The following is a 24,991-nucleotide window of genomic DNA, read 5'->3' as shown; positions in this document are numbered from 1 at the left end:
AGTGACCTCCTGGTGGTGTTTCCCCTGGACAACGGGGTTCACAACTATCGACCGCTGCGGTGCCCAAAACTCATCGGCAGGCCCCGGCGATCAGCGATGCCCGTTGGTGCTCGGGTCGGGTCGGGTGAACACCGCGACGAAGTTCTCCAGCGACTGGTTGATATCGCCGCGCAGTGCGGCGGCGACGATCATGCCGATGGGGCCGAACAGCGCCGGGCCGCCGAGGTGCACGTCGAAGCTGACGACGGAGCCGTCCCCTTTGGGCTGGATCTTGGCCATCAGTTTGACCTTGACGCCGCCGACACCGTCGCCGTTGAGCGTCATGCCCTCGGGCGGCTTGTAGCGCACCACCGTCCATTTGATCCGGTTGGGCATGCCCTTGACCTCGACGATCGACTCGACGACCGAGCCCTTTTCGATCTCGTCGGGCAAGGCGCTGCGCCACACCCGGTGGATGGTCAGCCAGTCCTTGTACCGGGACAGGTCAGAAGCGTGCTGCCAGGCCACCTCGGGTGGCAGCGGGACATCGATGGATCCGGAAAGCTTGGCCATGGCTCAGTTCTGCTGGTCGCCCGTGTCCGCAGGGCCGGTCGCCTTCTTGGCCTGTTCCTGCACCTGGTGGATGGTGTCGGTGTACTTGCCCTGCGTCTTCTCGTCGACGAACTCGCCGGCCTTGTCGATGGCCATCTCGACCTTGTCGGCGTTCTGCGACAACAGATCCTTGGCCTTGTCCAGGAATCCCATGCGCCCTCCCTTTTCCCGGCATCGTACTTGCCCGGCGAAACCGGCCGGAGTCGAGTTCGGTGTGCTCAGCGCCACAACCGCGGCTGCACGCCCAGCATTCTGGCGCGGATCCACCACATGGCCTCGACCGCGGCGGCACCCAACAGACCGATCCCCACAGCGGTCGCGGTCACCGTCACATTGGACGGATCCAGCAGGAACTGTTTGCGGGCCAGTGGCAGGCTGAAGATCACCACATAGGCCAGGCCCGAGGCGATTACGAGCGCCACCCGCCACCACTGGTAGGGACGTGCGACCACCGCCAGCACCCACAGCGCCGTCATGAGCAAGGTGATCAGGGCCGCGGTCGACGCCTGATCCTGTTGCTGAAAGCTGGCGTGACGACCGTGGTAGGCGATGAGGTACGACGCGAAGGTCGCGGTGCCGACGATCAGCCCCGACGGCAGGGCCGAGCTCAGGACCCGGCGCACGAAGCCCGGCTCGGCGCGCTCGTTGTTGGGCGCCAGCGACAGGATGAACGACGGTATTCCGATGGTGAACCACGCCGCGATGGTGACGTGGATCGGCTGGAACGGATACAGCAACGGGTCGGCTTTCAGCGCTTTGGATAGCAGGCATTCGATGCCCACCAACAACGCCAGCAGCACCGAATAGACGGTCTTGGTCAGGAACAGGTTGGCGACTCGCTCGATGTTGCCGATCACCCGCCGTCCCTCACCGACGACGTACGGCAACGTCGCAAACCTGTTGTCCAGCAAGACGATCTGCGCCACGGCGCGAGAGGCCGGGCTGCCGGCCCCCATCGCGACGCCGATATCGGCGTCTTTGAGGGCCAACACGTCGTTGACGCCGTCGCCGGTCATCGCGACGGTGTGCCCGTGCGATTGCAGGGCGTGCACCACGGCGCGTTTCTGATCCGGCCGCACCCGCCCGAAGGTGGTGTGGGTGTCCAGCGCGTCAGCCAATTGCGTGGGTTCCGAGGGGAGTTGGCGGGCGTCCATCGTCTGGCCGTGCAGCCCGAGCTTGTCGGCGACGGCGCCGACCGAGACGGCGTTGTCCCCGGACAACACTTTGACCGCAACGCCTTGACCGGCAAAATAATCCAGCGTTTCGCGGGCGTCGGGACGCACCTTCTGTTCGAGCACTACCAGCGCAACAGGGGTGACATGCTGCGGCGCGTCCGGGTGGTCGACGGCCACGTCAGCGGCGCCCACCAGCAGGACCCGCAAACCTTGCGCCCCGATTCGCTCGGCCTGTTCGGCCGCCGCCGACGCCGGCTCGAGCAACACGTCGGGCGCCCCCATCACCCAGTTGCCGTGTCCTTCGAAGGACACGCCGCTCCACTTGGTGGCCGACTTGAAAGGTGCTGTCGCCGTGGCGGTCCAGCCGGGCGGATCGGGATAGGACTCGGCGATGGCGCGCATGCTCGCGTTGGGCCGCGGGTCGGCGGCGGCCAAGGAGGCCAGCACGTCGCCGATCCGGCCACGCCGCCCGGCGTCGTCGAGCTCGTCGACCCGCGCGACCCGCATGCCGCTTTCGGTCAGGGTGCCCGTCTTGTCGGCGCAGACCACGTCGACCCGCGCGAGTCCCTCGATGGCGGGCAGCTCCTGCACCAGGCAGCGGCGCTGGCCGAGCCGGACCACCCCGACCGCGAACGCGACCGACGTCAGCAGCACCAGCCCTTCGGGGACCATCGGTACCAAGGCGCCCACCGTCCGCAGCACGGACTCGCGCCAGCCCGCGTGGGTGGTGAACAGCTGGGTGTAGATCGTCAGCAGGCCGGCCGGCACCAACAGGTAGGTGATGAACTGCAGGATGCGGTTAATGCCGCTGCGCAGTTCGGATTTCACCAACGTGAACTTGCTGGCTTCCTCGGCGAGTTTGGCCGCGTAGGCGTCCGGACCGACCTTGGTGGCCCGGTAGGCGCCGGTGCCCGCGACGACGAAACTGCCCGACATCACCGGGTCGCCGACGGCTTTGGCGATCGGGTCGGCCTCGCCGGTCAGCAGCGACTCGTCGACTTCCAGGTTCGCCTCCTCGACGATCTCTCCGTCGACGACGACCTGATCGCCGGGTCCGAGCTCGATGATGTCGTCGAGCACCACCTCCTCGGGCGGCACCGCACGCGTTCCGGATTGCCTGCGCACCAAGGGTTTCGCCTGTCCCACGATCGCGAGCTTGTCCAGCGTCTGCTTGGCCCGGATTTCCTGGACCATGCCGACGACGCTGTTGGCGACGATCAACAGGCCGAACATCCCGTTGATCAGCGAACCCGTCGCGAGCACGATCAGCAGCAAGACCCCAAGGATCGCGTTGATCCGGGTGAACACATTGGCCCGCACGATATCGGTGATGCTGCGCGTCGCGCGTTTCCGTATCGCGTTGCTCTGGCCGTCGGCAACCCGCTGCGTCACCTCGGCATCGGTCAGGCCGGCGCTCATCGGGTGAAGGTCCCCAACTTCTCGGTGTCGTAGTACTCCAGGTTCACCGTGTTGTTGGCGAACACCGCTGTGGAAACTGTTCCGGGTGGGGCGTTTTCGTCGGTCAGCGGGAAGGTGAAGGTGTCTCCGTCCCAATGGGTGAGGGTGACCGTCCGGTTTTTCGGGCCCATCGCCAACTGCAGGGCGCCGTCGCGTTCGGTCACGACGGCCGGACCCCAGTAGTCGCTGGCGTAGACGCCGGCGTACTCGCCGAGCGGTTTGGCCGGGGCGGGATTGGGCGGGGGCTGCTTCCCGACCAGCGAGCCCACCGGATTGTTCAGCCAGCCGATCGCCTTTTTGTATAAGGCGCGCCAGTCCTCGCGGATCTGGCCGTACTGGACGAGGTCCATGAATTCGGCGGTCAGCGTCTCCGGGATGCCGTAGGGCGCGCCGTTGGTCAGCGCGATGATGCCCAAGTCCTCCGAGGGCATCACCACGAAGTTCGTCGCCGCCCCCAAATCGAAAGCGCCGGAGTGGCTGTATTCGGTGCGGCCCGAGGAGTCGACCGACGCGTTGAAGCCGTATCCGTAGAAACCGGTGCGGGCCTTGGGCGTCGTCGCGGGCGCCGACACCATCTGCGGACTGGTCGCGGGCAGCAAGGCTTCCGGCGAGGCGATCCGCTGGCCGTTGTGAGTTCCGTTGCCCAGCAACATCATCAGCCAGTGGGCCATGTCGTTGGCCGATGAACTGACGCCGCCCGCGGGTGACTGGGGATCGGGGTCCCGCTGGAAACGGGCCTCCCACTTGTCGGCGACCTTGATGTGGTTGACCGCATGGTTGGGCCGGGCGATGAAGTCGGCAAAGCGTGAACTGGTCGACGTCATCCCCAGGGGGCGGTAGAGCACCTCGTCGGACAGATCCTCCCATGATTTGCCCGCCGCGGCCGCCACCGCCTCCGCACCGGCGGTGATCCCATAGTTGGTGTAGGCGTAGCTGATCCGGAAGGGCGCCAGCGGCAGGTACTTGAGCCGCTCGAGGGTCTGACGGCGGTCGTAGCCCAGGTCTTCCAGTTTGTCGCCGGCGTGGTCGGGCAGCCCGGAGCGATGCGAATACATGTCAGCGACGGTCACATGGCCGGCGACATAGGGGTCGCTGAGAGTGAACCACGGCAGCTTGGCGGCCACCGGGGTGTCCCAGCCGACGACGTTGCCGCTGACCTCGTGCGCGATCACCGTCGCACCGACCGATTTGGACACCGAGGCCAACTGGAAGACGGTGTCGGCGTCCACCTTGTTGTCCTGCCCCTGCCCCTTGCTCGCGTCCTTGATGCCGAAGCCTTTGGCGTACAACACCTTCCCGCCGTGGACAACGGCGACCGCCATTCCGGGGACACCGGTGCTTTTCATCAGGTCGCCGACCAGGCCGTCGATTTTGGCGACGGCATCGTCGATGCGGCCGGCCGGAATCGCCACGCCGGACACCTGGTTGGGCGGGACGTCAGACCGTGTGGGCGGGGGCCCGGCGGTCGGCTGCGCGGAGCCGCATCCCGTCAACCCGAGCAGTATCGCGATGGCAGCGGCCGCGCGTTTGGTCATGGCGCGACCTTAGCCCGGTGACGATGCGCGCCGCATGGGGCGCGAGGAGGAGGCGGGCACTCGAGCCCAGCCCGGTGACGATGCGCGCCGCATGAATCAGAGCTGCCACCACGGGTTCGATTTCACCGGGGTCGCGAGATCAATGCGCTGACCGGGCACCGGCACCGCCACGTTCACCCGCTCGGGCTCCGCGGCGGCGAGCAGCCGCTCGACCGGTTCGGCCCACGGGTGCGGCGCCAACCGGAAGGTGCCCCAGTGGATCGGCACCAGCAGTCCCCCGTCGGTGACGTCGAGGTGCGCCCGCAGTGCCTCCTCGGGGTTCATGTGCACGTCGGGCCACGCCGTGTTGTAGGCCCCGATGGGCAGCAGGGTCAGGTCGAACGGTCCGTGGTCGGCGCCGATCTGGGCGAAGCTCTTGGTGTAACCGGTGTCGCCGCCGAAGTACGCGCGATGGGTCGGCCCACGGAACACCCACGACGCCCACAACGTCGTGTTGCGGTCCAGGAAGCGGCCCGAAAAGTGCCGCGCCGGCACGCAAACCACGGTGAGCTCGTCGACCTTCGCGCTCTGGTGCCAATCGAGCTCGACGATGCGGTGCTCGGGTATCCCCCACCTGCGCAGGTGGGCGCCGACACCGAGCGGAACGAAGAACGGGGACCGCTGCGTGCGGGCCAACGCCCTGATCGTGTCGATGTCGAGGTGGTCGTAGTGGTCGTGGCTGATCACCACCGCGTCGACGGCGGGCAGCCCCTCGAGTTGAATCGGCGGTGGATGCAGCCGCTGCGGCCCGACGATGTCCGACGGCGAACACCGGTCGCTCCACACCGGGTCGGTGAGCACCCGGTAGCCGTCGATTTCCAGCAGCGCCGTGGAGTGGCCGAACCAGCTGACGGCCAGCCCGCTCGGATCCGCGCCGAAGACCCCCGGGGCCGTCAGCGGGATCGGCCCCCGCGGCCGGCTTCCACCCCGGTTTCCCACCAGCTCCCACGCGATGAGCCGCAGTTGCTCGCGGTCCATCTTGGTGTCCGAGGCCGGCTCGAGGTTGACGAAAACGCCGTCGCGACAGTGCGGGGACCCGGCCGTCACCGCGGCGATCGATGCGGGATGGGCGCCGAGCGCGTCCGGCGCACCGTGCAGCGCGCGCACCAGCCAACCCCCGCCCGCCAGCGACGCTGTGCCGGCGACCAGCCGTAGCGCCCCGCGCATGGTTCGTCAGGCTCCTTGGAACTTCGGTGGCCGCTTCTCGATGCGGGCGACCTGGGCTTCGACGACGTCTTGACTGCTCCAGGCCTTGTCGAAGAGCTCCTTGTGCACCGGCCCGGCCTCTTCGATGGCGCCGTCGTCGTTGAGCACCCGCTTGGCGTGCTGGATCGCCAGCGGGGCCAGGCCGGCGATCTCGGCGGCCCAGGCCTGGGCGTCGGCCAGCGTCCCGATGCGGTTGGCCATCCCGGTCTGCAGCGCCGCGTCGGCCGTCAGCTTTTCCGCGGCCAGCAGCATCGCGCGGGCCCGGCCGTGACCGACCAGCGTCGAGAGGCGCCGGATACTCCAGTTGTCAAGGGCCAGGCCGTATTTCGATGTCGGAAACTGGAAGAAGGCGTCCGGCGCGACCACCCGGAGGTCGCATTGCATGGCCAGCTGCAGGCCCGCGCCGATGGCCGGGCCGTTGATGGCGCCGATCACCGGGATGAGGGTCGCGTCCAACACCCTGTGCAGCTCGATGAGCCGGTCGGGATAGTCGGCGGCGAACGCGTCGCCGCTCAGGTCCGCGCCGGCGCAGAACACCGTGCCCTGGCCGGTCAGCACGATCGCCCGGGTGGAGCCGTCGCCCGCCTTCAGCACGGCCTCCCGCAGCTCCTCGACGAGCTGCGAGTTCAAGGCGTTGCGGCGCTCGGGGCGCTGCAACTCGATGGTCAAAACGGCTTCGGCCTGGCTGACACCGATCATGGGAGCCACCCTATATAGCCTCGTCACGTGAGTCGTATCTCGGCTGGTCAACTACGCGACGCGGTCCTGGACGAGAATTCCTTCATCCGCTGGGACGCTGAGCCGCTCGCCGTGCCGCTCAGCACCGCCTATGCGCGAGAGCTGGCCGATGCCCGCGCCGCCACGGGCCTGGACGAGTCGGTGCTGACCGGCGAAGGGCGCATCTTCGGGCGCCGGGTCGCGGTGGTGGTCTGCGAATTCGGCTTTCTCGGCGGCTCGATCGGGGTGGCCGCCGCCGAACGGATCACCGCCGCCGTGCAGCGGGCGACCGCCGAGGGCTTGCCGCTGCTGGCCTCGCCGAGCTCCGGGGGCACCCGCATGCAAGAGGGCACGGTCGCGTTCTTGCAGATGGTGAAGATCGCCGCCGCCGTCCGGCTGCACACCCAGGCGCAACTGCCCTATCTGGTCTATCTGCGCAATCCGACCACCGGCGGCGTGTTCGCGTCGTGGGGTTCGCTAGGCCATGTCACGCTCGCCGAACCGGGCGCGTTGATCGGCTTCCTCGGGCCTCGCGTATACCAGCTGCTCTATGGCGAACCGTTCCCCGAGGGCGTCCAGACCGCGGAGAACCTGCAGCGGCACGGCGTGATCGACGGCGTCGTCCCGCTCGACGAGCTGCGCCCCACGCTGGACCGCGCGATGACCGTCATCGCCGACCCTCCCGAGCCGCTGCCCGCGCCGCCACCACCCGAACCGACACCCGACGTCGCGGCGTGGGACTCGGTGGTCGCATCGCGGCGGCCCGACCGGCCGGGCGTCGGACTTCTGTTGCGGCACGGCGCAACTGATCAGGTGCTGTTGTCGGGGACCGGTCGAGGAGAGGCGGCGACCACGCTGTTGGCGCTGGCCCGGTTGGCCGGCCAGCCCGTGGTGGTGCTCGGCCAGCAGCGGATAGCGGGCGGCCGGGCAAGCACCGTGGGCCCGGCGTCGTTGCGCGAGGCCCGGCGCGGCATGGCGCTGGCCGCCGAATTGCGTCTGCCGCTGGTGCTGGTGATCGACACGGCGGGGCCGGCGCTGTCCGCCGAGGCCGAGCAGGGTGGGCTCGCCGGGCAGATCGCCCAGTGCCTGGCCGAGCTGGTGACCCTGGATACCCCGACGGTCTCCGTGCTGCTGGGCCAGGGCAGCGGCGGGCCGGCGCTGGCGATGGTGCCCGCCGACCGGGTGTTGGCCGCGCTGCACGGCTGGCTGGCGCCGCTACCGCCGGAAGGCGCCAGCGCGATCGTCTTCCGCGACACCGATCATGCCGCCGAACTCGCTGCGGCCCAAGGCATTCGGTCGGCTGATCTGTTGGAGTCCGGAATTGTCGACGTCGTCGTCGCGGAACATCCCGACGCCGCCGACGAGCCCGTCGAGTTCTCGCGGCGATTGTCGCGGGCCATCGCCGCCGAGGTGCAGGCGCTGCGCGGGATGCCCGCCGCCGAGCGGCTGGCCGCCCGGTTGCGGCGCTACCGCAACATCGGTGTGCGCTGAAACACTTCCGGCGAGCAGACGCGGAATCGCACAGAATCAGCGAGTTTGATGCGATTCCGCGTCTGCTCGCCCCAGGTCGCGCCTCCCACCGCCGAAAGCAGCAATCAGGCAAAATGGGCGGCATGGACACAGGAGCTAGCTCACCGCGGGTCTTGGTCGTCGACGACGACTCCGATGTGCTCGCGTCGCTGGAACGTGGCCTGCGGCTGTCCGGATTCGAGGTGTCGACCGCGGTCGATGGCGCCGAGGCATTGCGCAGCGCCACCGAGACGCGGCCGGACGCGATCGTGCTCGACATCAACATGCCGGTGCTGGACGGCGTCAGCGTCGTCACCGCGCTGCGCGCCATGGACAACGACGTCCCGGTCTGCGTGCTGTCGGCCCGCAGCTCGGTCGACGACCGGGTGGCGGGCCTGGAGGCCGGGGCCGACGACTACCTGGTCAAACCGTTCGTGCTGGCCGAGCTGGTAGCGCGGGTCAAGGCGCTGCTGCGGCGCCGCGGCGCCACCGCCACCTCCTCCTCGGAAACCATCACGGTGGGGCCGCTGGAAGTCGACATCCCGGGCCGTCGTGCCCGCGTCAACGGCGTCGACGTCGACCTGACCAAGCGGGAATTCGACCTGCTGGCGGTGCTGGCCGAACACAAGACCGCGGTCTTGTCCCGCGCGCAGCTGCTCGAGCTGGTGTGGGGTTATGACTTCGCCGCCGACACCAACGTCGTCGACGTCTTCATCGGATACCTGCGCCGCAAGCTGGAGGCCAACGGTGGGCCCCGGCTACTGCACACCGTGCGCGGAGTGGGATTCGTGCTGCGCATGCAGTAACCCGGGCGAGCGGCCATGAACATCCTGTCCCGGATCCTGACCCGTACGCCGTCGTTACGGGCCCGGGTCGCGGTCGCGACCGCGATCGGCACCGCCATCGTGGTGGTGATCGCGGGGGCGGTCGTGTGGTTCGGCATCACCAGCGCCTGGAAAGAGCGCCTGGACCGGCGCCTGGACGAGGCGGCGGGCTTCGCCATCCCCTTCCTGCCGCGCGGGCTCGACGACATCCCGCGTGCTCCCCACGATCAGGACACCGTGATCACCGTCCGGCGCGACGGCCAGGTCAAGTCCAACTCGGACGTCACGCTGCCGCCGCTGGACGTGGGCTATGCCGACACCTACATCAACGGCGTGCGCTATCGCGTCCGAACCTTGGAGGTCGCGACGCCGCAGCCGGCGACGGTGGCAGTGGGTGCGACGTATTACGACACGATCGCCCAGACCAACAACCTGCATCGCCGGGTGATCCTGATCTGCGCGCTGTCGATCGGCGCGGCGGCGGTATTCGCTTGGCTCCTGGCGGCTTTCGCGGTCCGGCCGTTCAAGCGCCTGGCCCAGCAAGCCCGCTCGATCGACGCCGACGAGCGGCCACAGGTGGCGGTGCGCGGCGCCACCGAGGCGGTCGAGGTCGCCGAGGCCATGCGGGGCATGCTGCAGCGCATCTGGAAGGAGCAGGACCGGACCAAGGAGGCGCTCGCCTCCGCGCGCGACTTCGCCGCCGTGTCCTCGCACGAGTTGCGCACTCCGCTGACCGCGATGCGCACCAACCTCGAGGTGCTGTCCACCCTGGACATGCCGGACGAACAACGCAAAGAGGTGCTGGGCGACGTCATCCGCACCCAGTCGCGCATCGAGGCCACGCTGAGCGCCCTCGAGCGGCTGGCCCAGGGCGAACTGTCGACGTCCGACGATCACGTGCCGGTCGACATCACCGAGCTGCTCGACCGGGCCGCCCACGACGCCATGCGGATCTATCCCGGTGTCGACGTCTCGCTGGTGCCGTCGCCCACCTGCATCATCGTGGGGTTGCCGGCCGGGTTGCGCCTCACCGTCGACAACGCGATCGCCAATGCCGTCAAGCACGGCGGCGCCACGCGCGTTGAGCTGTCGGCGGTCAGCTCGCGCGCCGGCGTGGAGATCACCGTCGACGACAACGGGCGCGGCGTGCCGGAGGACGAGCGTCAGGTGGTGTTCGCCCGGTTCTCCCGCGGATCGACGGCGTCGCATTCCGGGTCGGGCCTGGGATTGGCCCTGGTGGCCCAGCAGGCCCAGCTGCACGGCGGGACCGCCGCGCTGGAAAGCAGCCCGCTGGGTGGTGCGCGGTTGGTGCTGCGGCTCCCCGGCCCCAGTTAGCCGCTGGCCGTCGGCGGCTATCAGCCCGCTTGCGCGTCGGGCAGACTGGAGCGATGGCCAACGGCAGCAAACCCACCGACAACGACACCCTGGCACACATCCGCGACCTCGTCGCCGAGGAAAAAGCGCTGCGGGCCCAACTGCAGCGCGGTGACATCGACACGTCGGAGGAACACGACCGCCTTCGGCGCATGGAGATCGAACTCGACCAATGCTGGGATCTGCTGCGGCAGCGCCGGGCGCTCCGCGAGAGCGGCGGTGACCCACGCGAGGCGGAGGTGCGACCGCCCGACGAGGTCGAGGGCTACCTGAGCTGAGCGGCCAGGCGGCGGGCGTCGACGCGGTAGACGTCGTCGTCGTCGGAGGCGGGCACAACGGCCTCGTCGCGGCGGCCTATCTGGCCCGGGCGGGCCTGCGGGTGCGCCTGCTGGAACGGCTGGAACAGACCGGCGGCGCGGCCATCTCGGCGCAACCCTTCGACGGCGTCGGCGTCCGGGTCTCGCGCTACTCCTACCTGGTCAGCTTGCTGCCGAGCCGCATCGTGGAGGACCTGGGCGCGGGGGTTCGGCTGGCGCGACGGCCCTTTTCGTCGTACACGCCCGACCCGGCCACCGGCGGCCGCGGCGGACTGCTGATCGGGGCGACCGGTAACACCTTCGCCGCCATCGGCGCGGCCGACGACGCCCCCGGCTTCGCCGCCTTCTACCAGCGCTGCCGGCTGGTGACCGAACGGCTGTGGCCGACACTGCTCGAACCGCTGCGCAGCCGCGGGCAGGCCCGCCGCCGCGTCGTGGAAAGCAACGACCCCCGCGCGGCGGCGGCCTGGGAAGCCATGATCGAGGAACCGATCGGCGGGGCCATCGCCGGCGCGGTGGGCAACGATCTGGTCCGCGGGGTGATGGCCACCGACGCCCTCATCGGCACCTTCGCCCGCCTCGACGATCCGTCGTTGACGCAGAACGTCTGCTTCTTGTACCACGTGCTCGGCGGTGGCACCGGGGACTGGGACGTGCCGATCGGCGGGATGGGCGCGCTGACCACCGCCCTGGCCACGGCGGCCGTCGGCCACGGCACCGAAATCATCAGCGGCGCAGACGTTTACGCCGTCGACCCGAGCGGTGAAGTGCGCTATCGCATCGGCGAGCGAGAGCGGCGGGTCCGGGCCCGGTTCGTCCTCGCCGGCATCACGCCCACCGTGCTGGCCGGGCTACTCGGCGAAGAACCGCCACCGGCGGCCGGCGGCGCGCAGGTCAAGGTCAACATGGTGCTGCGGCGACTGCCCCGCCTACGCGACCGCGGCGTCACACCCGAGCAGGCCTTCGCCGGAACCTTTCACGTCAACGAGACCTGGACGCAACTGGATACCGCCTACGCGCAGGCGGCCGCGGGGCGAGCGCCGAATCCCCTGCCGTGCGAAGCGTATTGCCACTCGCTGACCGACCCCAGCATCCTGTCCGACGACCTACGCGGCTCGGGCGCCCAGACGATGACGGTGTTCGGCCTGCACACCCCGCACGCGCTGTTCGACGACGCCGACCCCGACGCGCTGCGCGACCAGCTGACCGACAGGGTGCTGGCGTCGCTGAATTCCGTTCTGGCCGAACCGATTCAAGAGCTGCTGTTGCACGATGCGCACGGGCGCCCGTGCATCGAGACGACGACCACATCGGACCTCGAGCGCGCCCTGCGCATGAGCGGCGGCCACATTTTCCACGGCGGGCTGTGCTGGCCGTTCGCCGACGATGACGAGCCGCTGGACACCCCGGCGCGGCGATGGGGCGTGGCCACCACTCACCAACGAATCATGTTGTGCGGCTCGGGCGCTCGCCGCGGCGGGGCGGTGTCGGGCATCGGCGGGCACAACGCCGCGATGGCAGTGCTCGCCTCCCTCGCGAGCAGACATAGAATCGCATAAATCCCGCCGCCCGCAGGCGATTCTGCGTCTGCTCGGCAGGGAAACTAGCGCGCGTCGATCGTCGCGTAGTCGCGCTCGGTGTAGCCGGTGTAGATCTGGCGCGGGCGGCCGATCTTGCTGTCGCCCTCGTCGTGCATCTCACGCCAGTGCGCGATCCAGCCGGGCATCCGGCCCAGCGCGAACAGCACGGTGAACATCCGCGTCGGGAACCCGAGGGCGCGGTAGATCAGGCCGGTGTAGAAGTCGACGTTGGGGTACAGCTTGCGCTCGACGAAGTAGTCGTCGGTCAGCGCCGCCTCTTCGAGCTCCTTGGCGATGCTGAGCAGGTCGTCGTCGCCGCCGAGCTTGGCCAGGATCTTGTCGGCCTGCTCCTTGACGATGCGGGCCCGCGGGTCGTAGTTCTTGTAGACGCGGTGGCCGAAGCCCATCAGCTTGACGCCGGCCTCGCGGTTCTTCACCTTCCGGACGAATTCACTGACGTTGTCGTCGCTTTCGCGGATCTGCTCGAGCATCTCGAGGACCGCCTGGTTGGCGCCGCCGTGCAGCGGGCCCCACAGCGCGTTGATTCCGCCGGAAACGGAGGTGAACAGGTTGGCTTGTGACGACCCAACCAACCGCACCGTCGACGTCGAGCAGTTCTGCTCGTGGTCGGCGTGCAGGATGAGCAGCATGTCCAGCGCCCGAATGATCTCGGGGTCCGCCTGGTAGGGCTCGGCGGGCAGGCCGAAGGTCATGCGCAGGAAGTTCTCCACCAGCGTCAGCGAGTTGTCCGGGTAGAGGAACGGCTGACCGACCGACTTCTTATATGCGTAGGCGGCGATGGTCGGCAGCTTGGCCAACAGCCGGATGGTGGACAGCTCGACCTGCTCGGTGTCGGTCGGGTCGAGCGAGTCCGGGTAGTACGCGGAGAGCGCGTTGACCGCGCTGGACAACACCGGCATCGGGTGGGCGTTGCGCGGAAAACCGTCGAAGAACCGCTTCAGGTCCTCGTGCAGCATGGTGTGCAGCTGGATCCGCTTGGTGAACTCGGCCAGCTGCTCCTTGCTGGGCAGCTCGCCGTAGATCAAGAGGTAGCTCACCTCGATGAAGGTCGACTTCTCGGCCAGTTGCTCGATCGGGTAGCCGCGGTAACGCAGGATTCCGGCGTCGCCGTCGATGTAGGTGATCGAGCTCTTGCACGACGCGGTGTTGACGAAACCGTTGTCGAATGTGGTGTAGCCGGTCTTGGACAACAGCGAGCCCAGCGCGATGCCGTCGGCGCCTTCGGTGGCGCTGACGATCTCCAGGTCGGTCTCACCGCCCGGGTACTTCAGAGTGGCGGTGTCGTCGGTGTCGGCCACGAGAACCCCTTCGTGCTTCCGGCTGATACGGCTGCCCCCTGACTTGGGTGCTTACAGCTGAAGGTAGTCGTTATGGCGACGAGGCGCCCGTCCGGGGTCGGGTCTACGAACCTTCCTTAAGCTTTCATCAGGTAGCGCGGTGACCGTCCCGGCGGCTCGTGACTTTCGCCACTGCGCGCCCGGCGCTCGCCCGCGGGTGCGACGCGATCCGCCGAAGCGCAGACCGCAACGGGTTCACCCGCACCGCCCTTGCCCGGGCAAGCGGCGGCCATCACCCCGTCGTGGACATCGGTTCAGCCAGCCCGAAGACGTGAGCGGCGTTGTCATGTAACACCTTTCGCAGCCACACGTCGTCGACGCCAGGCAGCCGGGTGAGGACTTGGATCGCGTCGAGGTAGCCATACGGGATGTTGGGAAAGTCGCTCCCGAAGAGTATGCGGTCGGCGAGGTCGCGAAGCCGTCCGTACTCGGCGGGCGGGAACGGCATGGCCTCCTCGATGAACGGGGTGAACGCCATGGTGGTGTCGAGGCGCACGTCGTCGTACCGATCGGCCAGGTCGAGGAAGCCCGTGTACTCGGGCATGCCCAGGTGGGCAACGATCAACCGCAGGTGAGGATGCCGCGCGAGCAGGGCGGCGACGGGCCCGACGCCGGTGTGGTCGCCGGGGACGGGACCCGAGCCGCAGTGGATGACGACGGGGATTGCGGCGTCTTCGATGAGGCCCCAGGCGCCGTCGAGCAGCGGGTCGGTGGGGCTGTATCGGCCGACCTGAATGTGGGCCTTGAACACTCGGGCGCCCGAGGCGATGGCCTGACCCACGTAGTCCTTTACACCCGGTTCGGGGTACAGCGTCGCGGTGTGCAGGCAGTCGGGCGTCGTCGCCGCGAACGATCTCGCCCACTGGTTCAACCAGGCCGCCATGTGCGGCTTGTGCGGATAGATCAGCGACGTGAACGCCCGGACCCCAAAGCCCCGGAGGGTCCGCAGGCGCTGTTGTTCGTCGCTGCGGTAGGCGATCGGCCAATGCCGTCCCACCAGCGGACCGGCATCATCGAAGTATCGCCACACCTTGTCCATCACCGACTTGGGCATGAAATGCGTGTGCACGTCGACGATGCCTGGCAGCCCGAGCGACTTCGTGAGCCGGCGCACCGATTCCGTTTCGTCCATCGCCAGCCAAGTTAGCCGCCGGTCGGCGCGCTACGGCTGGAGGCGCTCGACGCGATCGCCGCTGACCCGGATGCGGTTATGCAAGCGGTTTTCCCGTCCCTGCCAGAACTCGACCACCTCCGGCGCGATGAGATAGCCGCCCCAGCCCGGCGGCACCGGAACCTGGTCGCGGTCGGCGAAGCGCGCGGTCACCTCCGCCAGCTGGCCCAGCAGGGCCGCCCGCGAGGCGATCGGGTGCGACTGATGCGAGGCCCAGGCGCCCAGCTGTGACCCGCGCGGCCGTTTCGACCAGTAGTCCTCGGTGGCCTCCGCGGTGACCTTGCGCACCGGGCCGCGGACGTGGACCTGGCGGCCGAGCTGGTACCAGGGAAACGTCACCGCGGCGTACGGCGTCGCGGCCAGATCGTCGCCCTTGGCCGAGCCATAGTTGGTGAAAAAGGTGATTCCGGTCTCGTCGATGCTCTTGCACAGCACCGACCGGCTGGCCGGCCGGCCGTCGGCGGTGACGGTGGCCAGCACCATCGCGTTGGGCTCGGCGACACCCGCTGCCTCGGCGTCGTCGATCCATCTGCGCAACAACGAAACCCAACCGTCGGCGAGCCAGTCCGCGTCGAGGTCTGGACTGCCGTCCTTCTCCACCGATCCGTATTCCACACGCATTCTTTGCAGGTGCTCTTTTCCTGGCTCGGGGTCTCGTCCTGCCATCGCGTCCACGCTACCGGCGCTTGCTACCGGCCGGTAGCGTCGGCCCGAGCGGGGGGTGCGAGAATTTTCGGCATGACTGTGGTCCCAGAAGACTTTGTCCCCGGACTGGAAGGCGTCGTGGCCTTCACCACCGAAATCGCCGAACCGGATAAAGACGGCGGCGCGCTGCGCTACCGCGGTGTCGACATCGAAGACCTGGTGGGTCAGCACGTCACCTTCGGCGACGTATGGGCGTTGCTGGTCGACGGCAAGTTCGGCCACGGGCTGCCGCCCGCCGAGCCGTTCCCGCTGCCCATCCACACCGGTGACGTGCGCGTCGACGTGCAGGCGGGCCTGGCGATGCTCGCCCCGATCTGGGGGTACAAGCCGCTGCTGGACACCGATGAGGCCACCGCCCGCAACCAGCTGGCCCGGGCGTCCGTCATGGCGCTGTCGTATGTGGCGCAGTCCGCGCGCGGTATTTATCAGCCCGCGGTGCCGCAGCGGGTGATCGACGAGTGCGAAACGGTCACTGCCCGTTTCATGACGCGCTGGCAGGGCGAGCCGGACCCGCGTCACGTCGAAGCGATTGACGCCTACTGGGTTTCGGCCGCCGAGCACGGCATGAACGCCTCGACGTTCACCGCACGGGTCATCGCCTCCACCGGCGCCGACGTGGCCGCGGCGCTGTCCGGGGCGATCGGCGCGATGAGCGGCCCACTGCACGGCGGCGCGCCGGCGCGGGTGCTGCCGATGATCGAAGAGGTCGAGCGCACCGGCGACGCGCGCGGCCTGGTGAAGAAGATCCTGGACAGCGGCGACAAGCTGATGGGATTCGGGCACCGGGTGTACCGCGCGGAGGACCCGCGGGCGCGGGTGCTGCGCGCCACCGCCGAGCGGTTGGCCGCGCCGCGCCACGAGGTTGCCGTCGCGCTGGAGCAGGCCGCCCTCGCCGAGCTGCGTGAGCGGCGCCCCGACCGGGCCATCGAGACCAACGTCGAGTTCTGGGCCGCGGTCATCCTGGACTTCGCCCGGGTGCCGGCCAACATGATGCCCGCGATGTTCACCTGCGGGCGCACCGCCGGGTGGTGCGCCCACATTCTCGAGCAGAAGCGGCTCGGCAAGCTGGTCCGGCCGTCGGCGATCTACGTGGGCCCCGCCCCGCGCAGCCCGGAATCCGTCGAGGGCTGGGACCGCAGCCTCACCAACGCCTGAGCCCTTCCAGCTTGTCGGTACCCGGCGATTTAATGGTCGCTGTCGCGCGATGAGTTTGCGTCACCGACGCAGTCATACGTCGTGAGCCTGCCCTGCCGTGGGCAGGCGACGGAACCGATAGCAAGGAGAACCAGCATGGCGATCAACATCGAACCCGCATTGTCCCCGCACCTCGTGGTCGACAATGCCGCCGCGGCAATCGACTTCTACGTCAAGGCTTTTGGGGCCGAGGAGATTGGCCGTGTGCCGCGTCCGGACGGCAAACTGGTCCACGCCGCGGTGCGCATCAACGGCTTCACGGTGATGCTCAACGACGACTTCCCGGAGATGTGTGGCGGCAAGTCGATGACCCCGACCTCGTTGGGTGGCACCCCGGTCACGATCCACCTCACCGTCACCGACGTCGACGCCGGCTTCCAGCGGGCGCTGGACGCCGGTGCCACCGTGGTGGCCCCGCTGGAGGACCAGTTCTGGGGCGACCGCTACGGCGTGGTCGCCGACCCGTTCGGCCACCATTGGTCGCTGGGGCAGCCGGTCCGCGAGGTCAGCATGGAAGAGATCACGGCGGCGATGTCCGGGCAGGGAGCCGGTTAGCCGAGCAGCCGGTCCAAGAGCCGGCGTCGCGGCGGCGGCGCCGGCTCGGCGGTCGCTGCGGCCGCGAGCATCGCGGCGACGTCGGTGAACTTGTTGCGGGGCCGGCCCTCACCGCTGCCGCGCGCGATCTCCGCGGCGTCGATGGCACGCCATCCCGCCGCGTCGATGGCGTCGGGCTGGCGGGCGCGCACCAGGGCGGTCAGCGCCTCGGGCTTGGCCGCCGGATCGGTCAGGTTGCCGGCGTTGAAATCGGCGACCAGGGCCTGCACGGTCTCAAACGAGCACGACTTGTTGGTCCCGATGAACCCGCTCGGCCCCCGCTTGATCCAGCCCGCGACGTATGCGCCGGGCACCGGTGTGCCGGAGGCGGGATCGACGACGCGCCCGCCGTCGTTGGGCACCACGGCCGACGATTCGTCATAGGGAAGGCCGCGAATTGGCTTGCCGCGGTAGCCGATCGACGTCAGCACCAGACCCGTGTTCACGCGGCGCACGTCATTGGTGCCGGTGACCGAGAACTCCACACCGGAGACGCGCTGCTCCCCCAGCACACGATTCGGAGTGAGCCGGTAAGCCAGCCTGATCCGCGGGCGTGCCGCCGGCGCCGAGGCGTCGCCGAGCGTGCTCAAGATTTCCAGCTTGTTTTTCGTCAAGGCATCCGACGCCGTCGCGAGGTCGGCCGCGACCAGCTCGTGGTCGGCCGCGCTGAGCACGACCTCGGAACCGCCCGTGAGCCCGATCAGCTCGGGCAACGTGAACGCCGACTGGGCCGGGCCACGCCGGGCGGCGATCACCACCTCACGCACCGCTGAGCCGCGGAACGCCGCCAGCGCGTGGTCGGCGATATCGGTGCGGGCCAGGTCGTCGGCGTCCGCGGTGAGCACCCGGGCCACATCGAGGGCGACGTTTCCGTTGCCGATGATCACCACCCGTTCGTGGCTGAGATCGACTGGCAGATCGGCGAAGTCGGGATGACCGTTGATCCAGGCGACCAATTCGGTCGCGGTGCCGGTACCGGCCAGTCCCATGCCCTCGATGTCCAGACGGCGGTCGTCGGGCGCACCCACGGCGTACAGCACGGCGTGGTGGTGAGCCAACAGGTCGTCGTGGCTGAGGTGGTTGCCGATCTCGACGTTGAGATAGAAGCGGAAGCGCTCGTGGCCGGCGACCCGGTCGAAGAGCCGGGTGACCCTCTTGGTGTTCTGGTGATCGGGCGCCACCCCGGCCCGCACCAGCCCGTACGGGGTGGGCAACTTCTCAAAGACGTTGACGCACACGCCGTGCTGGGTGAGTAGCTCGTCGGCGGCATACATCGCCGCCGGACCCGATCCGACGATGGCCACGGTCAGCGGCCGGCGGCGGGCACGCACTTCGGCGGCCGGGATAACCGGGGCCAGCTTCGACGTCGGCGGAAGCTTCTCGCCCTCGGGCCGTTTCGGGTAGAAGGACGCGTTGATCTCGACGAAGGGCAGCTGCTTGGTATCCAGCCGGGTGTCGGGCGCGATGGCCCCGACCGGGCACGCGCTCACGCAGGCGCCGCAGTCCACGCAGGCCACCGGATCGATGTAGAGCATCTCCGAGGTGGCAAAGCCGGGCTCGTCCGGTGTGGGGTGAATGCAATTCACCGGACACGCGAAAACACAGGACCCGTCGTTGCAGCACGACTGGGTAATAACGTGCGGCATGAAACCTACAAACCGGACCCGTTATGCGGCCGGGACCGCGGCGAGGTGCTGGCGCTGCGGCTCGCTGCGGTAGCGCGACGGCTTTCCGTTGATCTTGCACAACCGCCACATCAACCGCGCCGAGCGCGTCTCCATCAGGCCGGTGTCGTAGGCCAGCATCCGCACGTCACCGAACATGTCGCTGAGCCACTTCCGCGATTCCGGCGACCGGAAGAACAGTTCCTTCTTGACCTCGCGCGGAATGTCGAACTCCCGCCAGAAAGCCTTGGGCGGCACCACAATTGCGCGGCACAGCGCCTTCATGGTCAGCGGCAGGTACAACGCGGTCCAGAAGCGCTGCCGCTTGGTCAGTTCGGGCACCCGCTTGCGCAGGAACTCGTGGGCGAACGAGATGTGGCGCGCTTCCTCGGCGACGTGAATCGCCATCACTCGTTCCATGATCGGGTGTAGCGACTTGCCTTCGCGCAGAATGTTTTTCTGCGTGTGGTCGATGGGTTCCTCGCCGGCGAGCACGCCGATGAAGAACGCCACCGGCAGCGGCCCGGCCACCAGCGGAACCAACGGCGACAGCCACTTGAGCATCCGCGGCATGCCCGGGACGTCGGCGCCGATCCGGTTCACCATCTCCTGGAACATCATGGTGTGGTTGCACTCTTCGACCGACTCGTGCAGGCAGTACCGGTATTCGGGTGATCCGTTGGGCACCCAGAACGTGTAGTTCATCAGGCCGCGGATCAGGATGGATTCGAAGTGCAACCCCACCTTGGCCACGTTGGCCTGCCGCCACATCCCGATCTTGATCTTGCGCTCATCTGACTGCGCCGCGTACCAGGGGTGGCGGCCCAGCGGGTCGGTCGCCGGCAGGATCCACCGGGGGTCGTTGTCGGTGACAGCGAATTCCGGTGAGTCCCAATCGATGTCGGTGTATGGGTTGAAGTTCCGCCGCACCGACCCCTCGGACAGTGTGGCAAGCATGTTGACGTAGTCGACGTCGTCGCGCACTTCCATGTTGCGGCGCCAACGCCGGACCAATCGCGTCCTAGCCATAATTCAGGCCTCCTCAACGAGGTTTACATTTGGACGTGCTATGTCCAGACAGTACCGGAGGTACCGGATATTTCCTAGACCCCTCCGACGCACTGTGACCTGACCAGTGGTCATCCGATTCATATGCCCTGGATCACAACCAGCGAAACGTTGCGGCGGGTCCGAGCAGGCCTTTTGCCCCGACGGCAGGCGTCGGCGGACGGCCCGCTGAATCGGGCCGCCAGGGCGGCTCACTACCCTGATGAACATGGCTGACCAGCTCGAGATCCCCGCTGACATCAAACCCCGCGACGGCCGCTTCGGGTGCGGCCCGTCCAAGGTCCGGCCCGAACAACTCCAGGCGCTGACCACGACCGCGGCGCCGCTGTTCGGAACCTCGCACCGGCAGGCGCCGGTCAAGAATCTGGTGGGCCGACTGCGGTCGGGGCTCGCCCAGCTGTTCTCGGTGCCGGAGGGCTACGAGGTCATTCTGGGCAACGGGGGCGCGACGGCGTTCTGGGATGCCGCGGCGTTCGGCTTGATCGACAAGCGCTCGCTGCACCTCTCCTACGGCGAATTCAGCTCGAAGTTCGCCTCCGCGGTCGCCAAGAACCCCTTCGTCGGCGATCCCATCGTCATCAAGTCGGATGCGGGCAGCGCACCCGAGCCGCAGAGCGATCCCTCCGTGGACGTGATCGCCTGGGCCCACAACGAGACCTCGACCGGCGTCGCCGTGCCCGTGCGCCGACCCACCGACTCCGGTGAGGCATTGGTCGTCATCGACGCGACGTCCGGGGCCGGTGGCCTGCCCGTCGACATCACCGAGACGGATGCCTACTACTTTTCGCCACAGAAGAATTTCGCCAGCGACGGCGGGCTGTGGCTGGCCGTCATGAGCCCCGCAGCGCTGGCCCGCGTCGAATCGGTCGCCGCATCCGGCCGCTGGGTCCCCGACTTCCTGTCGCTGCCCATCGCGGTGGAGAACAGCCTCAAGGACCAGACCTACAACACCCCGGCGGTCGGCACCCTGGCGCTGATGGCCGAGCAGGTCGACTGGATGCTGGGCAACGGCGGGCTGGACTGGGCCGTCAAGCGCACGGCGGACTCCTCGGGACGCCTGTACTCGTGGGCCGAGGAGCGGCCCTACACCACCCCGTTCGTCACCGACCCGAAGCTGCGCTCGCAGGTGGTGGGCACCATCGACTTCGTCGACGACGTCGACGCCGCGGCCGTGGCGAAGATCCTGCGGGCAAACGGAATCGTCGACACCGAGCCGTACCGCAAGCTCGGCCGCAACCAGCTGCGGGTCGGGATGTTCCCGGCGGTGGATCCCGACGACGTCAGCGCCCTCACCGAGTGCGTCGACTGGGTCGTCGAGCGGCTTTAGTCGCACGCCCTGGAACAGCCGGCAATCGCGCGCAACCGCCCAGCGTGTCAGCACAGATGATGGGCGGTTGCTGGACTAAAGTGCGCCGTGACGGATCCGTCGCTGACCTGCACGGAGCCTGCGAGGAGATAGCCATGCGGGAACTCAAAGTGGTCGGGCTCGACGCCGACAGCAAATACGTCATCTGCGAGAGCGATGATCCCGCGGAGCAGTTCAAGCTGGCGGCCGACGACCGCCTGCGAGCCGCTCTGCGCGACGCGGCCCAGCACCCCGAGCAACCGCAGCTCGAGATTGAAGTCACCAACATGCTCAGCCCCAAGGAAATTCAGGCCAAGATCCGCGCCGGCGCGTCCGTCGAGCAGGTCGCCGCGGCGTCGGGCTCGGACGTTTCGCGGATCCGCCGCTTCGCTCACCCGGTGCTGTTGGAACGGTTTCGCGCCGCGGAACTGGCAACCGCCGCACACCCCATGCTGGCCGACGGTCCGGCCGTGCTGACCCTGCTGGAGACCGTCAGCACCGCCTTGGTGACCCGGGGCCTCGACCACGACAAACTCAGCTGGGACGCCTGGCGCAACGAAGACAACCGCTGGACGGTGCAGCTCGCGTGGAAGGTCGGTCGTTCGGACAACCTCGCGCATTTCTGCTTCGCCCCCGGCGCCCACGGCGGAACGGTCACCGCCATCGACGACGCCGCCAGCGCGTTGATCGACCCGACCTTCGAGCGTCCGTTGCGACCGGTGGCGCGGGTGGCCCACGTCGACTTCGAAGAGCCCGCGAAGCCACCCGTCGCGGAAGCGCCGGCCCCCGAGCCCGACGAGAAGCCGGTACACACCCGCCGGGGCAAGCCGGTCATCCCGGCGTGGGAAGACGTGCTGCTCGGCGTGCGCTCGGGCGGGCAGCGCTAGCCCGCTAGAGCAAATGGTGGCGACCCGCTTCGCCCGGCTACGCCGCGCTCGCGATCACCACTAGGCGCGACCCGCGGCCGCCATCGCGAGCAGCGCGATCCACGCTCCCGTCACGCCGACTCCGGCGCCCAGCACGAACCAGCGCAGAACGGGGGTGCGCCGCCACCCCCACAGGGTCGGCGCCAGTCCCCCGGCCGCCACGATGTTCAGCCCGACGGCCAGCAGCGGATGCACGCGAACCAAGCCCAGACTGAGCACCACGATCGCCGCGGCGGTGACCGCCGCGACAAACGCGGTCACCGTCAAACCCGTTGCCCAGGGCACGGACTGGTCCTTCATCAGCCGAAGCCTAGCCTGACCGTCCATCCCCGCCTTTCGCCGCCGAGCGGCCCGCGACGTCACCGAGCCGGGCCCGCTCGTAGAACGCCAGCGCGGCCGCGGTCGCGACGTTGAGCGAGTCGGTGCCCCGCGACATCGGAATGCGCGCTCGCACATCGCTCAATCGCAAGGTGGCCGGCGTCAGCCCGGGACCCTCCGCGCCCACCAACACCGCGACGCGTTCGCCGCGCGCGGCCGTCATCGCCTCGGCCAACGGGCACGCCGAGTCTTGCGGGGTCATCGCCAGAAGCCGAAATCCGTTCTCCTTCAACGTCATCAGCTCGGCGGGCCAACAGGTTGCGCGCGCGTACGGCACCAGCAGGGCGTGGCCCATCGAGACCCGGACGGCGCGACGGTACAACGGATCGGCGCACCCACTGCCGAAGATCACCGCGTCGACGCCCAGCCCGGCCGCGTTGCGAAAGATCGAGCCCAGGTTCTCGTGATCGTTGACCCCTTCGAGCACGGCGACGGTGCGGGCGCCGGCGAGCACCTCGGCCACGCTCGGCTCCGGCACCCGCCGGGCGGCCGCCAGCACGCCGCGATTGAGGTGAAAGCCGACCACCTGGGCCATGACGTCGGCCGACGTCCGGTAGAACGGCACGGCGCTGCCGGCCAGGTCGTCCTTGAGCTCGGCGAGCCGGCGGTCGGTGCCGAGCAGGGCATGCGGGCGGAACCGGGACGCGAGCATGCGCTGCACCACCAGCACGCCTTCGGCGATCACCAGCCCTTTTCCCGACGGCAGGTCGGGACGGCGATCGACACTGTTCAGGTCGCGGAAATCGTCGAGCCTCGGGTCGTCGGGGTCGTCGACGTCGTGAACGTTGCCAACATCGGCGCCGGCGCTCACGGGCTTTCGTCGACCAACGCCAACATCAGATCGGCCGCGCTGCGCAGGATGTCACGTTGTTCGGAGTCCAGCGTCGACAGCCGCTTGGCCAGCCATTCCTGACGGGCGCGACGGTTGGCCTTGACCAGCTCCGCCCCGGCCTCGGAAACCGAGACCAGGACCTGCCGGCCGTCGACGGGGTGCGGCGCGCGATCCACCAGACCCATCTCGGCCAGCGACGCGATCACCCGCGTCATCGATGGCGGCCTGACCCGTTCGCGAATTGCCAGGGCGCCGGGCGTCATCGGACCTTCGGTGGCCAGCATGGCCAGCGCCGACAGCTGCGACAGCGACACCGGCGACGACGGGTTGCGGAACCGCAGTTGGCGGGCCAGCCGCATGACAGCCAGTGACAGGTCGCTGGCCAGCCGCGCATCGCTGTCAGGCATGGCGCGAGGTTACACGGAAGCCTGAGAAACCGGGACACCAACCGGTGAACGACGGGCGTTCACTAAACCGCACGAAACTTCATCGAAACGCTTAGCTGCGCGCCACCCCGTCCTGCTCGGAACCTTCGACGGTCCGTTTCGGCAAATGGGCGCGGCGCCAGCGGGCGCCGGCGGCGGGCTATGTTAATCGCGATGTCCGCCGAACCTGGCCACAACCGCACGGCGCCGCCCCTGCCCGCGGTACTGGTGCACGCCTGGCCGTTCATCGCGCTCGGAGCGCTGGGATGGGTGATCGCGGCGGCCGCGGCGTTCCTGGTGCCCGCTCTGGCGGGCTGGCGCCCGGTGACGCTGGCCGGGCTGGGCGTGGGGGTGCTCGGCACGACCATTTTCTTGCTGCAGCTTGCGGCGGCCCGCCGTGGCGCGCGCGGCGCCCAGGCCGGACTCGAAAATTACCTCGACCAAAGATGATTCGCTGACCTGTTGGAGGAGCGATGGTAGCCCCGCTATTGCAAGCGCACGTCGACATCAACGCACCGGTTGCCAAAGTGTGGGAATTGATTTCCGATCTTCGGCGCATGCCGGAATGGAGTCCGCAGTGCCGCTGGATGAAGCCTTTCGGCCCGGTGCGTCAGGGCACCCGCACCCTCAACCTCAACCGTCGCAATCGAATGTTCTGGCCGACCACCTGCACGGTGGTCGAGATCGTCCCGGACCGCAAACTCGCGTTCCGCGTCGACACCAACAACACCATCTGGAGCTATGAGCTCGAGCCGGCCGGCGAGGGCACCCGGGTGATCGAGAGCCGCCACGCCGAAAACGGCGTCACCGCGTTTTCGAACCTGTCGGTCAAAGCGCTCTTCGGCGGCACCGATAATTTCGAACACGAATTGCTCGACGGCATGAACGCCTCTTTGGCGCGCATCAAGGCCGCCGCAGAAGGCGCCGCACGGGGCTAGTCGGGGGTCTCGCTCTGGTTCTCCGGCGCGGGCTGCTGCTCGGACTCGGCCGACCCGGTTTCGGATTC

25 protein-coding genes are annotated in these 24,991 nt (G+C 68.6%); 11 read left to right on the top strand and 14 right to left on the bottom strand.

From position 1 onward, the window contains the following. Positions 1-90 precede the first annotated feature (90 nt). From AC0KTM_RS02680 to AC0KTM_RS02655, 6 genes are all read right to left on the bottom strand, one after another. Positions 91-552, bottom strand: a complete 462-nt coding sequence (locus AC0KTM_RS02680; RefSeq protein ID WP_225327326.1) for a type II toxin-antitoxin system Rv0910 family toxin — start codon at positions 550-552, stop codon at positions 91-93. A gap of 3 nt (positions 553-555) precedes the next feature. Continuing rightward, positions 556-744, bottom strand: a complete 189-nt coding sequence (locus AC0KTM_RS02675) for an antitoxin (RefSeq protein ID WP_225327327.1) — start codon at positions 742-744, stop codon at positions 556-558. 65 nt (positions 745-809) lie between these two features. Continuing rightward, complete coding sequence (locus AC0KTM_RS02670) at positions 810-3,185, bottom strand: cation-translocating P-type ATPase (RefSeq protein ID WP_472414892.1); 2,376 nt, start codon at positions 3,183-3,185, stop codon at positions 810-812. Continuing rightward, on the bottom strand, positions 3,182-4,759 hold the full coding sequence (locus AC0KTM_RS02665; protein ID WP_225327329.1) for a serine hydrolase: 1,578 nt from the start codon (positions 4,757-4,759) through the stop codon (positions 3,182-3,184). Before AC0KTM_RS02665 ends, AC0KTM_RS02670 begins: the two co-directional genes overlap by 4 nt. Positions 4,760-4,855: 96 nt before the next feature. Next, positions 4,856-5,965 (bottom strand): MBL fold metallo-hydrolase, encoded by a 1,110-nt coding sequence (locus AC0KTM_RS02660; protein ID WP_225327330.1) that lies wholly within the window; start codon positions 5,963-5,965, stop codon positions 4,856-4,858. A 6-nt stretch (positions 5,966-5,971) separates the two neighbouring features. Beyond that, positions 5,972-6,703, bottom strand: coding sequence for an enoyl-CoA hydratase (locus AC0KTM_RS02655; RefSeq protein WP_225327331.1), 732 nt, complete (start codon positions 6,701-6,703; stop codon positions 5,972-5,974). Positions 6,704-6,730: 27 nt separating this feature from the next. Between AC0KTM_RS02655 and AC0KTM_RS02650 the strand changes: the two genes are divergently transcribed. From AC0KTM_RS02650 to AC0KTM_RS02630, 5 genes are all read left to right on the top strand, one after another. Beyond that, the gene (locus tag AC0KTM_RS02650) at positions 6,731-8,212 is read left to right on the top strand and encodes a carboxyl transferase domain-containing protein (protein ID WP_225327332.1); all 1,482 of its coding nucleotides are present in this window, start codon (positions 6,731-6,733) and stop codon (positions 8,210-8,212) included. A gap of 113 nt (positions 8,213-8,325) precedes the next feature. Further along, the gene (prrA, locus tag AC0KTM_RS02645; protein WP_007777113.1) at positions 8,326-9,036 is read left to right on the top strand and encodes a two-component system response regulator PrrA; all 711 of its coding nucleotides are present in this window, start codon (positions 8,326-8,328) and stop codon (positions 9,034-9,036) included. 15 nt (positions 9,037-9,051) lie between these two features. Beyond that, on the top strand, positions 9,052-10,389 hold the full coding sequence (locus tag AC0KTM_RS02640; protein ID WP_225327333.1) for a sensor histidine kinase: 1,338 nt from the start codon (positions 9,052-9,054) through the stop codon (positions 10,387-10,389). A 53-nt stretch (positions 10,390-10,442) separates the two neighbouring features. After that, positions 10,443-10,706 carry a DUF2630 family protein gene (locus AC0KTM_RS02635; RefSeq protein ID WP_225327334.1) on the top strand — a complete coding sequence of 88 codons (264 nt, stop codon included), beginning with the start codon at positions 10,443-10,445 and terminating at the stop codon, positions 10,704-10,706. Further along, entirely contained in the window at positions 10,703-12,304 is a 1,602-nt protein-coding gene (locus AC0KTM_RS02630; protein ID WP_225327440.1) for a phytoene desaturase family protein, read from the top strand. The genes AC0KTM_RS02635 and AC0KTM_RS02630 overlap by 4 nt, the downstream gene beginning before the upstream one ends. Before the next feature lie 44 nt (positions 12,305-12,348). Here AC0KTM_RS02630 and AC0KTM_RS02625 read toward each other — a convergent pair whose 3' ends face one another. From AC0KTM_RS02625 to pdxH, 3 genes are all read right to left on the bottom strand, one after another. Beyond that, entirely contained in the window at positions 12,349-13,644 is a 1,296-nt protein-coding gene (locus AC0KTM_RS02625; protein ID WP_225327335.1) for a citrate synthase, read from the bottom strand. 271 nt (positions 13,645-13,915) lie between these two features. Further along, positions 13,916-14,815, bottom strand: coding sequence for an amidohydrolase family protein (locus tag AC0KTM_RS02620; protein WP_472414890.1), 900 nt, complete (start codon positions 14,813-14,815; stop codon positions 13,916-13,918). Positions 14,816-14,845: 30 nt separating this feature from the next. Beyond that, a complete protein-coding gene (gene pdxH, locus AC0KTM_RS02615; protein ID WP_225327441.1) occupies positions 14,846-15,475 on the bottom strand; it encodes a pyridoxamine 5'-phosphate oxidase in 630 nt (209 codons plus the stop codon). Between the two features lie 117 nt (positions 15,476-15,592). Here pdxH and AC0KTM_RS02610 point away from each other — a divergent pair, with 117 nt between their 5' ends. Continuing rightward, the gene (locus AC0KTM_RS02610) at positions 15,593-16,714 is read left to right on the top strand and encodes a citrate synthase 2 (RefSeq protein WP_225327337.1); all 1,122 of its coding nucleotides are present in this window, start codon (positions 15,593-15,595) and stop codon (positions 16,712-16,714) included. A 135-nt stretch (positions 16,715-16,849) separates the two neighbouring features. Then, complete coding sequence (locus AC0KTM_RS02605; protein WP_225327338.1) at positions 16,850-17,308, top strand: VOC family protein; 459 nt, start codon at positions 16,850-16,852, stop codon at positions 17,306-17,308. Here AC0KTM_RS02605 and AC0KTM_RS02600 read toward each other — a convergent pair. Beyond that, positions 17,305-18,993 carry an FAD-dependent oxidoreductase gene (locus AC0KTM_RS02600; RefSeq protein ID WP_225327339.1) on the bottom strand — a complete coding sequence of 563 codons (1,689 nt, stop codon included), beginning with the start codon at positions 18,991-18,993 and terminating at the stop codon, positions 17,305-17,307. The genes AC0KTM_RS02605 and AC0KTM_RS02600 overlap by 4 nt on opposite strands. Positions 18,994-19,014: 21 nt before the next feature. Beyond that, positions 19,015-20,040, bottom strand: coding sequence for an AurF N-oxygenase family protein (locus tag AC0KTM_RS02595; RefSeq protein WP_225327340.1), 1,026 nt, complete (start codon positions 20,038-20,040; stop codon positions 19,015-19,017). 247 nt (positions 20,041-20,287) lie between these two features. Here AC0KTM_RS02595 and serC point away from each other — a divergent pair, with 247 nt between their 5' ends. Then, complete coding sequence (gene serC / locus AC0KTM_RS02590) at positions 20,288-21,406, top strand: phosphoserine transaminase (protein ID WP_225327341.1); 1,119 nt, start codon at positions 20,288-20,290, stop codon at positions 21,404-21,406. A 134-nt stretch (positions 21,407-21,540) separates the two neighbouring features. Then, on the top strand, positions 21,541-22,311 hold the full coding sequence (gene sepH, locus AC0KTM_RS02585; RefSeq protein ID WP_225327342.1) for a septation protein SepH: 771 nt from the start codon (positions 21,541-21,543) through the stop codon (positions 22,309-22,311). Positions 22,312-22,371: 60 nt separating this feature from the next. On the opposite strand, the gene AC0KTM_RS02580 is transcribed toward sepH, so the two are convergent. From AC0KTM_RS02580 to AC0KTM_RS02570, 3 genes are read right to left on the bottom strand one after another with little or no spacing between them, the layout of a single operon-like run. After that, positions 22,372-22,650, bottom strand: coding sequence for a DUF2537 domain-containing protein (locus AC0KTM_RS02580; RefSeq protein ID WP_374109696.1), 279 nt, complete (start codon positions 22,648-22,650; stop codon positions 22,372-22,374). A 10-nt stretch (positions 22,651-22,660) separates the two neighbouring features. After that, complete coding sequence (locus AC0KTM_RS02575; RefSeq protein ID WP_225327344.1) at positions 22,661-23,539, bottom strand: TrmH family RNA methyltransferase; 879 nt, start codon at positions 23,537-23,539, stop codon at positions 22,661-22,663. Then, the gene (locus tag AC0KTM_RS02570; protein ID WP_225327345.1) at positions 23,536-23,967 is read right to left on the bottom strand and encodes an Rv0880 family HTH-type transcriptional regulator; all 432 of its coding nucleotides are present in this window, start codon (positions 23,965-23,967) and stop codon (positions 23,536-23,538) included. The genes AC0KTM_RS02575 and AC0KTM_RS02570 overlap by 4 nt, the downstream gene beginning before the upstream one ends. Before the next feature lie 192 nt (positions 23,968-24,159). Here AC0KTM_RS02570 and AC0KTM_RS02565 point away from each other — a divergent pair, with 192 nt between their 5' ends. After that, positions 24,160-24,435 (top strand): DUF2530 domain-containing protein, encoded by a 276-nt coding sequence (locus tag AC0KTM_RS02565; RefSeq protein WP_225327346.1) that lies wholly within the window; start codon positions 24,160-24,162, stop codon positions 24,433-24,435. 23 nt (positions 24,436-24,458) lie between these two features. Continuing rightward, on the top strand, positions 24,459-24,923 hold the full coding sequence (locus AC0KTM_RS02560) for an SRPBCC family protein (protein WP_225327347.1): 465 nt from the start codon (positions 24,459-24,461) through the stop codon (positions 24,921-24,923). Positions 24,924-24,991: the final 68 nt, after the last annotated feature.

The organism is Mycobacterium sp. NTMscope_Eco_3, assembly GCF_976985685.1.
Note: the sequence above shows the minus strand (reverse complement) of the source record. Positions and strands in the feature narration are given on the sequence as shown.